The sequence below is a fragment of the Roseovarius sp. MBR-51 genome (genome assembly GCF_053628575.1).
Genome location: NZ_JBRJGQ010000001.1, coordinates 210,652 through 223,431 on the forward strand (window position 1 = coordinate 210,652; position 12,780 = coordinate 223,431).

Below are 12,780 nucleotides of genomic sequence, written 5' to 3' on the forward strand. Positions count from 1 at the left end.
TCGAATGACAGCCATTTTTGATTATTTCGTGGTGTTCGCAGAGATGCGCACCGGGTCCAATTTTCTGGAAACCAACCTCAATTCCTTTGACGGCATCGAATGCCATGGCGAGGCGTTCAATCCGCATTTCATCGGCTATCCCAACAAGACCGAGTTGCTGGGTCTGACACAGGCCGAGCGCGACGAGGTGCCAGAGCGCTTGATCGGCGCAATCAAAGGACAGTCGCAAGGGATTGGTGGGTTTCGCTATTTCCATGATCACGATCCGCGCATTCTGGACCTGATGCTGAACGATCCGCGCTGCGCCAAGGTCATCCTGACGCGCAACCCGGTCGAGAGCTATGTGTCGTGGAAAATCGCGCAAGCAACCGGGCAATGGAAACTGACCAACGTCAAGCGCCGCCGCGACAGCAAGATCACTTTTGATCCGGCCGAGTTCGAGTTGCATGTCGGACGGTTGCAGGCATTTCAGGTGTTCTTGCTCAACCGCCTACAAGCGGCCGGGCAGACGGGATTTTACCTTGCCTATGAGGATTTGCAGAGCCTTGAGGTGATGAACGGTCTGGCGCGCTATCTGGGCTGCGCGGCGCGGCTAGAGGCGCTGGATGCCTCGCTCAAAAAGCAGAACCCGGAGCCGCTGGAAAGCAAGGTCGAGAATTTTGCAGAGATGGAGCGGGCGCTGGCGGGCCTCGACCAGTTCAACCTCACGCGTACACCCAATTTCGAGGCACGGCGCGGGGCGGCGGTGCCCGGTTTCGTGAGCGGCGCGCGTGCGCCTCTGCTCTATATGCCGGTGCGCTCTGGTCCTGAGGCCGAGGTGTGCGCGTGGCTGGCCGCCCTCGACACTGTGCCAGTAGAGACGCTGCCCACAAAGCTCAATCAAAAGGCGCTACGGCAATGGATGCGGCGCAAGCCGGGGCATCGGCGCTTTACCGTGTTGCGGCATCCGGTGGCGCGGGCGCATGCCGCCTTTTGCGACAAGATCCTTATCAAGGGGCCGGGATGCTATCGCGACATTCGCCGTACGTTGCGCAATTTCCACAAGCTGCCGATCCCCCAAGGAGAGTTGGACGAGAGCTATGATCGCGTGGCGCATAAGCAGGCCTTTGCCGCCTTTCTAAAGTTTCTCAAGGCCAATCTGGCGGGGCAGACCGGCATAAGGGTGGATGCGCATTGGGCGACGCAGGCCGCCGTGCTGGAAGGGCTGACAGAATTTGCCCTGCCCGACATGGTGGTGCGCGAAGCGGAAATGGCGGGCTATCTGGCAGCCTTGGCGCGGCAAGTGGGCTATCCCAAGCCGCCAGCGCCGCCCGCCGTTCAGGACACCGGGCCGTTTGCTTTGGCCGAGATTTACGATGCCGAGATCGAGACGCTCACGCGCGAAGCCTATTTGCGCGACTATATGACCTTTGGTTTCGGCGACTGGGCGTGATTCCACCGGACCTCACGCAAGGGTGACGCGGGCGCTCTGTGCAGGGGCGGCTGAATATGGGAGGTTTGGGGCAACCTTTCGCTGACCGGAGCCTCTGATGCGCCTCGTCTCTGTTCTTGCCCTCTGTCTGGGCCTCGCCGGGCCGTTGGCCGCCGCGCCGCTCTGCGGCGATCCTGACACGCCCTGCGAAACAGCGACGGGCAGCTATCACATTGCCCTGCCCGAGGGGCCGGGGCCGCATCCGGTGCTGGTGTTTCTGCACGGGTATGGCGGGCGTGGTGGCCAAATGGTCGAGGGTGAGACGGCACGGGAGGCGACCGCGCGCGGCTATGCTTATATTGCGCCCAATGGCCTTATCCGTCCGGGGCGCAATCGTCCGAGCTGGAATTTCCACCCGGATTTCCCGGGGCAACGGGATGAGGCGGCGTTTCTGCAAGAGGTGATGCAGGATGCCGCTATGCGGTTCGACATCGACCCCAAACACAGTCTCTTGGCAGGGTTCTCTATCGGTGGATCGCTGGCCAGCTATATCGCCTGCGCTACGCCCAAGGCGTTCAGCGCCTATGCGCCGGTATCCGGTAGCTTTTGGCGGCCACATCCGACGGGCTGCGCCGGGCCTGTGCGTCTCTTGCATACGCATGGCTGGCGCGACGAGGTGGTGCCGCTAGAAGGGCGGGTGATCCGGCAGGTCATGGGGCGCGATTTTGCGCAAGGCGACGTATTTCACGCCATGGGCCTGTGGCGCGCGGCCAATGGCTGTGAGAATCATCGCGCGGATCGGTTCGAGACAACGGGGAACTACTGGCGGCGTATCTGGACCCGCTGTACCCCCGGCTCAGCGCTGGAATTCGCTCTGTTTGACGGGGGGCACACGGTGCCGAAAGGCTGGAGTACGTTTGCGCTCGACTGGCTCGAGACACTGGACGGGCCGGGCCAGTAATCGGCTCACTCAGCGGCGATCGGTGGGCTCTCAGGATGGCGGAACATCATCCGGTGGTTGCGCGCCAGTTGCAGGATCGGCGGAGTATCGACCATCTCGGGCGTGGCCATCACGGCGGACAGGCCGCGCCGAAGGTCCATCCGCAAACCGGACATCATTGACAGCGGCACCGCGCCGATCAGGCTGATCGCAATCGGCAAGAGCCAGAGCGACACCACGCCGGCCACCATCCCAAAGGTCAAGAGTGCCCCACTCACGGTTTCCAGCGCGTGAAACTTGAGCACGGTTCGGGCACTGTAATCGCCGCCCTTGCGCGCCTGTGGCGACCACGTCGGACGAATGCCGATAACGGTCCGCAGCACGGCAACCACCTGTTGCACCATCATGATCGGGGCAAACAGGATCGACAGGAGGACTTCGACCAGCAGCGAAATGGTGAACCGGGGCCCCCCGCCGAATTGTGTCATATGCCGATCCGTCATGCCAATCACCAGCGCGCCCAGCATCTTGGGGGCCAGCAGCATGCCATACATGAAGAGCAAGATCAGAACCGAGCTGACCCGGCTCAGTTCCGGCCAGACCGGGTAGAGCGGATTCTCCATGGAGAAGTAGCTGATGACGCTGTCTTGCCCATTGCCCAGAATGGCCCAAATCACCAGAAGTCCGAACCATGCGGGCGACAGAAGATAGCTCATCGCGCCGTGAAACAGGTGAAACCGCGAGACAGGGTGCAGACCGCGTGTTGCCAGCAGGCTGAGGTGCTGCAGGTTGCCATGGCACCAGCGGCGGTCACGCAGCGCATAGTCGATCAGGGTGGCGGGCGGTTCTTCATAGCTGCCGGGAATGGTGGGGATGAAGCGCACCGCCCAACCGGCACGGCGCAACAGCCCGGCCTCGACGAAATCGTGGCTGAGGATCAGCCCGCCCTTGCCTCGAAGCGATGGCATGCGCGGCAAGCCCGCGCAATCGGCAAAGGCGCGGGTGCGCAGGATGGCGTTGTGACCCCAGTAGTTGCCCTCGGAGCCGGTCCAGCCCGCCAGCCCCTCAGACAGAAGCGTGCCATAGACCGAGGCCGAGAATTGCTGCATCCGGCCAAAGAGCGTGTCAGAGCCCACCACCAGAGGTGCTGATTGAATGAGACCCGCCGTTGGGTCAAGGGACATCTCATCCGAAAGGGCAATCACCGCTTCGGGGCTCATGAGGCTGTCGGCGTCGAGAACGAGCATCGCCTCATAGGCGCCGCCCCAGTTTTCGAGCCATTGCGCGATATTGCCGACCTTGCGTTCGGTGTTCTGCACGCGCCTGCGATACCACACGGGCGCATCGGGTGGCATGGTGGCCCGCAGCGTGGCATAGGCGCGCTGTTCGGCCATGGCGATTTCCGTGTCCTGTGTATCCGACAGGATGAAAAGCTCGAACCGATGCGCGCTGCGCGCCACGCGTAGGGCACTCATCATGGCGCTGGCATTGCCAAAGACCTCGGCCGTGTCCTCGTTATAGATCGGCACGAGGAGTGCAACGCTCATTGGCTCAGGGGCGGCCTGCGCGCGGGCGCGTTGCTGTTTGAGGTGAACGGCAAGACCAAGCGTGGCCGTGCCCATAGCCAGCGCAATCCAGAAAAACGTAACCACGACAAAGGCCAGCAGCACCCATTCCAGCCACCAGATGCCATTCGTCGACAACCAGTCCCCAAAGGCCCAGGCCAAGGCCCCCGTGGTCAGGATCGCAGGAAGAAAGGCCGCCGCACGGCGCCATTGAAACACGGTCGATGGTTGCCATTTCGGCGCGTTGGGATCGCGATAGACACGGCTGAAGCTCTGGACCGGATGGTCCAGAGGGGCACGCGCGGGCATCAGCCCGGTGCTGGGAAAGGGCGTCAGACGGTCCATCGGTAGAGCCAAACTTCGGACACGGCTTGTCCTTGGTGGTAGAGTTGCGCGCGCAATTCGGCTGCCGTCACATCGGCAGGGTCGAATGAGAAAACCAGACGCGGGCCGTCAGTATCGGGGTTGCGCTGGATCTGCGGCACCGAGGGTTCAAAGGTGTTGGCCCGCACATAGGGGATCAGGTCTTGGTAATCCTCGGGCAAGGCGGGATGTGGCGCAAAGTCGATGACAACGAGTTTGTGATCATTCTGCGCAAAGCCCTTGCCCAGACGCGTGTTAAGCACCTGCGTCACCGGCTTGCTTGATTCGATCTGGTCGGTCCATGTCATGCGATACGAGAACGCGTGTTCAGAGCCCTCTGCCAGTGGTGTGCGCGGCTTCCAGTAGGCGACGATATTATCGTAGATTTCCTTGTCGGTGGGAATCTCGACCAAAGTGATCGCGCCCTGACCCCAGTCTTCGCCCGGCGTAATCCAGAGACTCGGGCGGTCCTGATAGTGCGCCTCGAGATCCTCAAAGTTGGAAAAGGCTCGCTCGCGCTGTGCCAGACCAAAGCCCTTGGGGTTTTCATCCGCAAAGCTGGAAATCTGGATAAAGGTTGGGTTGGCCAGAGGCCGCCAGATCAGCTCGCCGTTGCCGTTGAGGATGCTCAGCCCGTCGCTGTCATGCACGGCGGGACGGAAATCGTCAAAGCGGCCACGGTTTGTCTCATCAAAGTAGAACATCGAGGTGAGCGGCGCGATGCCGACATTCACAAGCTCTGTGCGCGGCCAGAGGGTGCAGCGCACATCGACCTCTGTGGTGGTGCCGTTGGGCCGCAGGGTGAAATGGTAAATGCCGGTGACAGAGGGACTCTCCAGCAGGGCGTGCACCTTGTGTTCGGAGACGCCCGGTGCCGGCTTTTCAATCCAGAAACGGGTGAAATCCGGGAACTCTTCGCCATCCGGTGAGGCGGTGTTGAGCGCCAGACCGCGCGCCGAGAGGCCATAGGCGAGATCGCGAGCGATGACGCGGAAATAGCTGGCCCCTTGGAACACGGCGTATTCCTGAAAGAAGCCCGGCTTTGCGATCTCTGCCCGCAGGCGGATACCGGAATAGCCCAATGCCTCATCCACCGGCAGATCCGGCACGATTTCATGCAGGTCATAGAGCCCGAAATCGAACGGCATTCTGTGCGCGATGCCATTCTCGACCATGTTGACCTCGACCGCATGCGGGAAATAGAGGCCCGGCGGAAACATGTCGAATTCGAGCGTGGTGTCAGTCCCGGCCCAGATCGCCTTGTCGGTGTTGTAGCGAATGCCGCGATACTGATCATAGGTCAGATCACGCCATGCGTCGGGTACGAAGGGACGCTCGGCATAGGGGTTGGCCGCGATTTGACGGGCCAATTCATGCAGCCCCGACTCGGAAAAGGCGGTGCCAACCGAAGCACGGGCCATGCCCGGCCAAATCGCGAGAGCGGCGAGAGATTTGAGAACATCGCGGCGGATCATTTTGCACCCCGCCAAGGATGAGATTTAAACCAAGCTACGGTATAGGCCACCGCGATAAGCGCCCCGAACCCGATAAAGTTCGCAAGCGTGATGTTCCAGGTATTGCGTCCGATCTGGTCCATGACGAAACCCGAAAAGCGGGCGAACACCATGGAGAAGACGAAGACCGCCAGCGATTGCTGCCCGACCTTCAGAATCATTTTGAGTAGAACTCCCCAAATGTAAGAGATGATGCCGTTGCCTGCGACGCGGAGGCGGTTACCACCTTCTCCGGCCGCTGCCCAGCACAGATATGCAAGGGCGAGAAAATGTACATAGCGCAGGATGCCGAAATCGGACTTGTTGAACAGCCAGTTGTTGGCACCGCGCCAGTCGCGGGCCCATTCAAAGCCGAATTCGCGCACGCCGATGTTGGAAAGTGGGATATTTGCGATCACAAGCGCCAGAGCAAGGCCGATCAACACTTTGTTCACCGGCGGCTTGGGCAGCCAGCCGCGCATGAACGCAAAGCCGGTGAAAAAGATCAATTGCCAGCCGAAGGGGTTAAAAAACCACTCCCGATTCGACCATGGCTCTGCCGGAAAGGCGAGATGAAGATGGCCCAGCCCAAGTGAGTCGAGGATGAATTGCTGCGCCATGAGCCATGTGAAACCCATTGCCGCCGCCACCGCCCAGAGGCTGATCCGGCTGAGCGCCATGACGACCGGCATCATCACGAGGATGACCATGTACATCGGCAGGATGTCGAAATAATTTGGCACATAGGTGAGCGTGAACAGCCCGACCAGTTGAGGAGCGGGGTTTGCAAAGAAGTGCTGAAGATTGAGCGAACTGACGTAGCTCTTTTCAAAATTGCCCAGTACATCAAAGGCGGCAAGCATCGTGGCAATGACGAAAAACATCCCGATATGCGCCCAAAAGACCTGCCAGACACGATAGCCCACACGTCCGGTTCCCAGCGTCCAGCCCGCGCGGTCGAAGGTGCGGCCAAAGGCGATGGCCGAAGCCATGCCGGAACAGAACACAAAGATTTCGGTGGCGTCCGAAAATCCCCAGCGCGCCGGAATCCAGCTTGTGAAAAAGTTGCGCGGGGTATGCGCGGCCAAGATGATAAACATCGCAAGACCGCGAAAGAAATCCAGCCGGATGTCGCGCGTGCTCGCGACCGGCTTGGCAACCGCAGCGGTGGCGCGGCCATGCAACATGGACGGATCTGCAACACTCGTCATAACGGTGTCGGCTCCTTTTCGTGAGTTAGTCCGCGCCTATTCCGCCGGCAAACGACCGGCTTCATCCCAGTCAACGCGTGACCCCGAGATAAGTTCCAAACGGGCGCTGGCGTAGGAATCAAGACGGCCTGCGCGCTGCGCGGTGCGCTCGTGCAAGAAGTTTTCGGCCTCATCGAGGAAACCTGCACGAATGGCCGCATCAATCGTGAGTCGTTCAAATACGTCTCGTTGGGCATGGCTGCCCCCGGCCAGTTGCATGGAACGTCTCGCTCGTCCAAGGTTGAGGAACGCAGTTTTGTAATCGCCTTCCCCAAACGCCTCAAGGCCCGTGGCCGCCGATAGGCCGGGATTCGCCATGCGCGCCAAAAGCTCGCCTGCGTTGGTCTGTTTGGCATCGCGGTGCATCCGCGCCAGCATACGCTTGACGGCCACATCGCGATTGCCGCCGATGAGCGCCAGAAGATAGTGCAGATCGGCAAAGAGCAGACAGGCATCTTCGGTGCGCCGCTCGGAGATATCGGCCAGCTCGTCCCAACGATGACCAACATCGACCCCTTCCAGTTCCAGCCGCATCAACAAGGACGTAGCGTTGGATATATCACGGAAATCGTCGGTATGATCGCGCCGCACCTCGGTGTCATAGAGGTCGAGCACCGCGTCAATCTCACCCTGATCGAGATGCATCAGCGCCTTGTGCCACCAGACGTGGTAGCGAAAATTGTTGCAATGGGCCCAGGCGTGTTCGCGCCCTTCCAGCCAATTCAGCCCGGCGCGCGCATTGGCTGTCATGTCAAACACATGCGCCACGGCATGCAGGCCCCAGGCATCGTCAGGCGAGAGGCTCAGGCCCAACCGACCAGCGGTTTCAGCGCGGGCATAGTCGCCCGTCTCTTCCAAGGAAAAGGCGTGGCAGCCAAAGAGATAACCACGCGCTGGATTCTTGGCGTCATAGGCGGGAAGCAGCGCTTCGATCGAGGCGCGCATGCCCTTGCCATCACCCATGATGAAACGGGTAGCATGGCTGATTTTCATCGCCAGCGCATCCTCGGGCCAGCGCGTGAGAATCGCTTCCATCTCGCGTACGGTCTCGGAGGGACGTCCGTCGAGCCATGCGCCCAGCCCTCGGATATAGCCCATCTCGCGCGCCGTGGGGGCGCTGCGCAAGGCTGCCTCTTGTGCTGCGCGATACCCCTCTTGCGCGGTCTGGGTCATCTCGCGCCGCCCAAGCATCAGGAAAAATAGACCCTTGGTGGCATGTGCCATCGCAAAATCAGGCTCTTGGCTCAGCACGGACCCCAGATATTCGGGTGTCTTCGCGGCATGGGCAAGAAAGGCCAATACCATCTTGTCCCAAGCCTCGGCAGCGGTGGGTGATGATATGGTCAACTCATACCCAAATTGATCTACACGCATGACCCGAATTCCTTCTGATATCTTTGCATCACAGCTAGCCCGCTAAATGTGACAGCGGCAACATACCTGCCGCTTAATTCACCAAGTCGTTATCCGCACTGTAGCGAATGTGACAGGTATCTTGCAGATGCTGCCGCGTAATGCGCTAGAAAATAGGCGTAATTTTGCTCAGGCAGGGAGAGAGCCCTACCAGTTCGCCAAAATTTCACTCGGCAATGGCGGTTTGCGCGACGGTTTTGAAAACACCATCCAATTCGGTCGCGAGCGCGCGGAGATCGTCCCCGCCTTCGTCAAAATAAGGGGCAAAGACCGCTGTGGGCGTTTTATAACTGAGCGTGGCGGTGCCATCTACCTCTTCGGTCACATAGAGGCGGATCGGCGCCTCGATTCCGGCGGCGACGCTGGCGGCCAACATGCGGCGGGCATAGTCGTTGCGGTAGAGACCAAAAATGCGATTGCCGGAGATCGTGATCCCCTGCCCGCGCGCGCCATCCGAGGCGCTGGCCTGTGTGACAATGGCGATGGGCGCGGTCTCGACCGCTGCGCGCACCGCCTCGACCAGCGCGTCAAAGCCTTTGGCCGTGTCGTGGATCACCCAGCCTTCGCGGGGTTCCAGCGCCTTTGCGGTGCTGGACAGAAACAGGAAAACGCTCAGAATTGTCAGAAATCGTTGCATGAAACAGTCCTCCGGTTGTGCCCGGAGGGGTACGACATACCTCGAGTCGCGGCAAATCACGTGGCCGCGAGGCAAGGTTACAGATCGCGCCTGAGCGGTCCAAGCACTGCGTCGGTATCGGTCCCGGTCGTGGGTGGGGCACTCCGATAGCTGACCGGCGTGCGCGAGAATTTGAGCGGGTTGCCAATGAGGCGCACGTCGCCCTTGGCGGTGTGCGGCGCTGGCACCGTGATCGTCATGCCGCGCGCCCGCGCCTGTTCGGTCTCCAGCGCCTGACCGATGGTGTTGACGGGTCCCACCGGCACCTTGCGCGCCTCTAGCCCCTCGATCACATGCGCCGTTGTGCGGGTGGCCAGAACCTCGGCAATCATCGGCACAAGGGTGTCGCGATGCGCAAGCCGCGCGGTATTGGTGGCGTAACGTGAGTCGGTGGCCCAATCCGGCTGGTCTAGGTAATCGCAAAAGCGGGCGTATTGGCTGTCGTTGCCCACGGCCACGATCACATGGCCGTCGGCGGTGGCAAAGACCTGATAGGGCACGATATTGGGATGGGCATTGCCCGCGCGGGTGGGCGAAACTCCGGAGGTGAGGTAGTTGAGCCCCTGATTGACCAGCCACGCCATCGTGGCATCGACCAGCGCGATGTCGATATGCTGGCCCTCGCCGGTCGTGTCGCGGTGGCGCAGCGCTGCCAGAATGCCGGTCGAAGCATAAAGGCCGCAGACCACATCGGCGACGCCCACGCCCACCTTCATTGGCTCACCATCCGCCTCGCCGGTGATCGACATGATGCCGCCATAGCCCTGGGCCATGAGATCATAGCCGGGCTTGTCGCGGTTGGGGCCGGTCTGGCCGAAACCGGAAATCGAGCAATAAACAAGGCCGGGATAGGCGGCGCAGAGGGTTTCGTGATCGAGACCGTATTTGCGCAAGCCACCGGGTTTGAAATTCTCGATCACCACATCGGCGCGCCCGGCTAGGGCATGCAGAAGGCGCTGCATCTCGGGATCGGTCAGGTCCACCGCCACGGATTTCTTGTTGCGGTTGGAGGACATGAAATAGGCCGAAAGATCGGTGGGATTGCCCTCGACATCCAGCGCAAAGGGCGGCCCCCATTGGCGGGTATCGTCGCCCTCAAGGCTCTCGATCTTGATCACCTCGGCCCCCAGATCACCCAAGAGCTGCGTGCAGGTCGGACCCGCCAGAATACGGCTGAGGTCGAGGATAACGAGACCATCCAACGGGCCGGGCATGGGCATCTCCTCAGATACGGTTGTCGTAAGAGCCGCGATCAATCTCGGCGGCGATGACAGTGAAGGTGTCGGCCTCTTGCGCGGCCTGCAACGCCGCGCGCAATTCGGCACGGTTGGTCACGCGCACGCCATGCCCGCCAAAGGCGCGCCCGATGGCGGCGAAATCGTGATGGCCGAAATCGACCGCGAGATTGACCATCTGCCGCTCACGCTGTTTCTTTTCGATGAGCGCAAGGCTGGCATCGACAAAGACGACAAAGATCACCGGCAGTTTGAGCTCGGCCACGGTCGAGAGTTCGCCCGCGACCATCAGGAAGCCGGCATCGCCCGAAAAGCTGACGACCGTGGCCTCGGGTGTGGCGAGTTTCGCGCCCATCGCAAGGGGCACGGCACAGCCCATGGTGCACAGGGCCGTGGATTGCAGCAGGGCGCGGGGGATATAGCTCGTCCACATTTGCGACAGCAGGATGCGATGCGCGCCGCTATCGACGGTGGCGATGGTATCCTCGGGCAACACGGCACGCGCCTCGGCGATGACCCCTGCCGCGCCCCACTCGTCATCGGTGGGAAAGGCACGCGCCAGCGCCGCACGCGCCGCTGTCACCTCGCCCCCGACCCAAGTGGCGCGAGGGGGGACACCTTGGGTAATGGCCGCGAGAGAGGGCGCACAGGCCCCCACGATATTCATTGTCGCCTGATGCATGTATTGATCATTGGGCACGGCGGCGATGTCGATCACCTTGACCTCTGCCGGGTCCCAGATTTCGCGCCAGCCGGGGCGCATTTCAATGGGGTCATAGCCCACGCAGAGGATCAGATCGGCCTCTTGCACCAGCGGCACGAGGATACCGTCCGCCAAAGGCGAGAGACCCGCTCCACCCAGACAGAGCGGATGGGTTTCAGGGATGATCCCTTTGGCCTTGTAGGTGGTGATGACGGGCATGTTCAGGCGTTCGGCGGTCTCGAGGATGGCGGCGCTCGCCCCCTCATTGACAGCATCAAGGCCCACGATCAGCAGCGGACGCTCGGCCGCCGTCAGCCAATCGCGCGCCGCCTGAGGGGCAGCGGGCTGCATCGGCACGGCATCGGGGCGTCGGCGCAGGCGCGGTAGGGTCACGCGCATATCCGCCACGGAAATCGGCACGTCGATATGCACCGGGCCGGGGCGCCCCTCGGTGGCGATGCCGATGGCTTTGTCGGCGATGATATCGGCCCCTTGGGCGGTCAGGCGAAAGGTCGCCTTGGTGATTGGTGCCAGCACCGCCTCATGATCGAGTATCTGGTGGGTATATGTCAGCGCCTCATCGGCATCGACACAGCCGGAAATCACGATCAGCGGCACACGGTCCTGATGGGCGTTGGCGATGGCGTTGACCCCGTTCAAAACCCCCGGCCCCAGTGTGGCAAGCAGGATGCCAGGTGCGCCGGTGCGGTGCCAGACGCCTTCGGCCATGAAGGCGGCGGCGTTCTCATGCCGCGCCAATGTCACCTCTATCCCGGCCCGTGCCAACGCATCCATCACGGTCAGAACCTCGCCGCCCGGCATGCCAAAGGCATGGCGGCACCCCGCCTCGTATAGACGCCGTGCAAGATAGTCGGCGGCGCGGTTCTGGGTCTGTTGGCTATCGTTCACGGGGCAGGCTCCTCTTTCGTCCTTGGGCACTTTGTGGCCGAGGGTCGGGGCAACCGCAAGCCCGCTTCGGGGCGCGAATAACAGGGCGCTACTGGTTTTCCTGTGACCGCAGACCTAAATCCGGGTTGAGGGACCAAGAGAAAGCGCCTAATCACGAGGCTATTCGCCCAGTTTCACGGCCCCGGTCCGCTCCGGGCAAAAGGATTTTCAATGGCCAACCATCTCTATCAGAACGACCTGCCCGATGGGCTGGACCTTGGCTCTGTCGTCGCGATTGATTGCGAGACGATGGGTCTGCACCCGCATCGTGACCGGCTCTGTGTCGTGCAGCTTTCGGGCGGGGATGGGCATGCCCATCTGGTGCAGGTCGCCAAGGGGCAGACGAGCGCGCCCAATCTGGAGCGTCTGCTGACTGATCCAAATGTCCTGAAACTGTTTCATTTTGGTCGCTTCGACATCGCGGCAATGCACAATGCTTTTGGCGCGCTTGCGGCTCCGGTCTATTGCACCAAGATCGCGAGCAAACTCATCCGCACCTACACCGACCGGCATGGGCTCAAGTATCTGTTGCAAGAACTCTTGAACATCGACATCTCCAAGCAGCAGCAAAGCTCGGATTGGGGCGCCGAAAGCCTGACGTCCGCGCAGCTCGACTATGCCGCATCGGACGTGCTCTATCTGCACCGCTTGCGGGACGAGTTGAACACACGTCTGATCCGGGAAGACCGGATGGCGTTGGCGCAGGCCTGCTTTGATTTCCTGCCGCAACGCGCTTTGCTCGATCTGGCCGGATGGCCCGAGATCGACATCTTCGCCCACTAA

10 protein-coding genes are annotated in these 12,780 nt (G+C 61.4%); 3 read left to right on the forward strand and 7 right to left on the reverse strand.

What is annotated here, in order from left to right:
• Positions 1 to 4 precede the first annotated feature (4 nt).
• Both ACSSVY_RS01030 and ACSSVY_RS01035 read left to right on the forward strand, forming a co-directional pair.
• Entirely contained in the window at positions 5 to 1,432 is a 1,428-nt protein-coding gene (locus ACSSVY_RS01030; protein WP_454267512.1) for a sulfotransferase family 2 domain-containing protein, read from the forward strand.
• A 97-nt stretch (positions 1,433 to 1,529) separates the two neighbouring features.
• A complete protein-coding gene (locus tag ACSSVY_RS01035) occupies positions 1,530 to 2,372 on the forward strand; it encodes an alpha/beta hydrolase family esterase (protein WP_454267513.1) in 843 nt (280 codons plus the stop codon).
• A 5-nt stretch (positions 2,373 to 2,377) separates the two neighbouring features.
• Here ACSSVY_RS01035 and mdoH read toward each other — a convergent pair whose 3' ends face one another.
• The 7 genes from mdoH to ACSSVY_RS01070 all read right to left on the reverse strand — a co-directional run bounded on the left by mdoH (position 2,378) and on the right by ACSSVY_RS01070 (position 11,958).
• Positions 2,378 to 4,261: a glucans biosynthesis glucosyltransferase MdoH gene (mdoH, locus tag ACSSVY_RS01040; RefSeq protein ID WP_454267514.1), complete on the reverse strand. Its 1,884-nt coding sequence runs from the start codon at positions 4,259 to 4,261 to the stop codon at positions 2,378 to 2,380.
• Complete coding sequence (locus ACSSVY_RS01045; protein ID WP_454267515.1) at positions 4,249 to 5,754, reverse strand: glucan biosynthesis protein; 1,506 nt, start codon at positions 5,752 to 5,754, stop codon at positions 4,249 to 4,251. Before ACSSVY_RS01045 ends, mdoH begins: the two co-directional genes overlap by 13 nt.
• Positions 5,751 to 6,983, reverse strand: a complete 1,233-nt coding sequence (locus ACSSVY_RS01050) for an OpgC family protein (RefSeq protein WP_454267516.1) — start codon at positions 6,981 to 6,983, stop codon at positions 5,751 to 5,753. Before ACSSVY_RS01050 ends, ACSSVY_RS01045 begins: the two co-directional genes overlap by 4 nt.
• 36 nt (positions 6,984 to 7,019) lie before the next feature.
• Complete coding sequence (locus tag ACSSVY_RS01055; RefSeq protein ID WP_454267517.1) at positions 7,020 to 8,396, reverse strand: tetratricopeptide repeat protein; 1,377 nt, start codon at positions 8,394 to 8,396, stop codon at positions 7,020 to 7,022.
• 205 nt (positions 8,397 to 8,601) lie between these two features.
• Positions 8,602 to 9,072, reverse strand: a complete 471-nt coding sequence (locus tag ACSSVY_RS01060; RefSeq protein WP_454267518.1) for a DUF302 domain-containing protein — start codon at positions 9,070 to 9,072, stop codon at positions 8,602 to 8,604.
• Positions 9,073 to 9,149: 77 nt separating this feature from the next.
• On the reverse strand, positions 9,150 to 10,325 hold the full coding sequence (locus ACSSVY_RS01065; protein WP_454267519.1) for a CaiB/BaiF CoA transferase family protein: 1,176 nt from the start codon (positions 10,323 to 10,325) through the stop codon (positions 9,150 to 9,152).
• Between the two features lie 10 nt (positions 10,326 to 10,335).
• Positions 10,336 to 11,958, reverse strand: a complete 1,623-nt coding sequence (locus ACSSVY_RS01070) for a thiamine pyrophosphate-binding protein (RefSeq protein ID WP_454267520.1) — start codon at positions 11,956 to 11,958, stop codon at positions 10,336 to 10,338.
• Positions 11,959 to 12,168: 210 nt separating this feature from the next.
• Here ACSSVY_RS01070 and ACSSVY_RS01075 point away from each other — a divergent pair, with 210 nt between their 5' ends.
• Positions 12,169 to 12,780 (forward strand): ribonuclease D, encoded by a 612-nt coding sequence (locus ACSSVY_RS01075; protein WP_454267521.1) that lies wholly within the window; start codon positions 12,169 to 12,171, stop codon positions 12,778 to 12,780.

Excerpts from the sequence above, each read along its gene's own strand:
- ACSSVY_RS01075 (WP_454267521.1), top strand. The coding sequence starts at position 12,169 with ATGGCCAACCATCTCTATCAGAACGACCTGCCCGATGGGCTGGACCTT.
- ACSSVY_RS01065 (WP_454267519.1), bottom strand. The coding sequence starts at position 10,325 with ATGCCCGGCCCGTTGGATGGTCTCGTTATCCTCGACCTCAGCCGTATT.
- ACSSVY_RS01035 (WP_454267513.1), top strand. The coding sequence starts at position 1,530 with ATGCGCCTCGTCTCTGTTCTTGCCCTCTGTCTGGGCCTCGCCGGGCCG.
- ACSSVY_RS01045 (WP_454267515.1), bottom strand. The coding sequence starts at position 5,754 with ATGATCCGCCGCGATGTTCTCAAATCTCTCGCCGCTCTCGCGATTTGG.
- ACSSVY_RS01055 (WP_454267517.1), bottom strand. The coding sequence starts at position 8,396 with ATGCGTGTAGATCAATTTGGGTATGAGTTGACCATATCATCACCCACC.
- ACSSVY_RS01030 (WP_454267512.1), top strand. The coding sequence starts at position 5 with ATGACAGCCATTTTTGATTATTTCGTGGTGTTCGCAGAGATGCGCACC.
- mdoH (WP_454267514.1), bottom strand. The coding sequence starts at position 4,261 with ATGGACCGTCTGACGCCCTTTCCCAGCACCGGGCTGATGCCCGCGCGT.
- ACSSVY_RS01060 (WP_454267518.1), bottom strand. The coding sequence starts at position 9,072 with ATGCAACGATTTCTGACAATTCTGAGCGTTTTCCTGTTTCTGTCCAGC.
- ACSSVY_RS01050 (WP_454267516.1), bottom strand. The coding sequence starts at position 6,983 with ATGACGAGTGTTGCAGATCCGTCCATGTTGCATGGCCGCGCCACCGCT.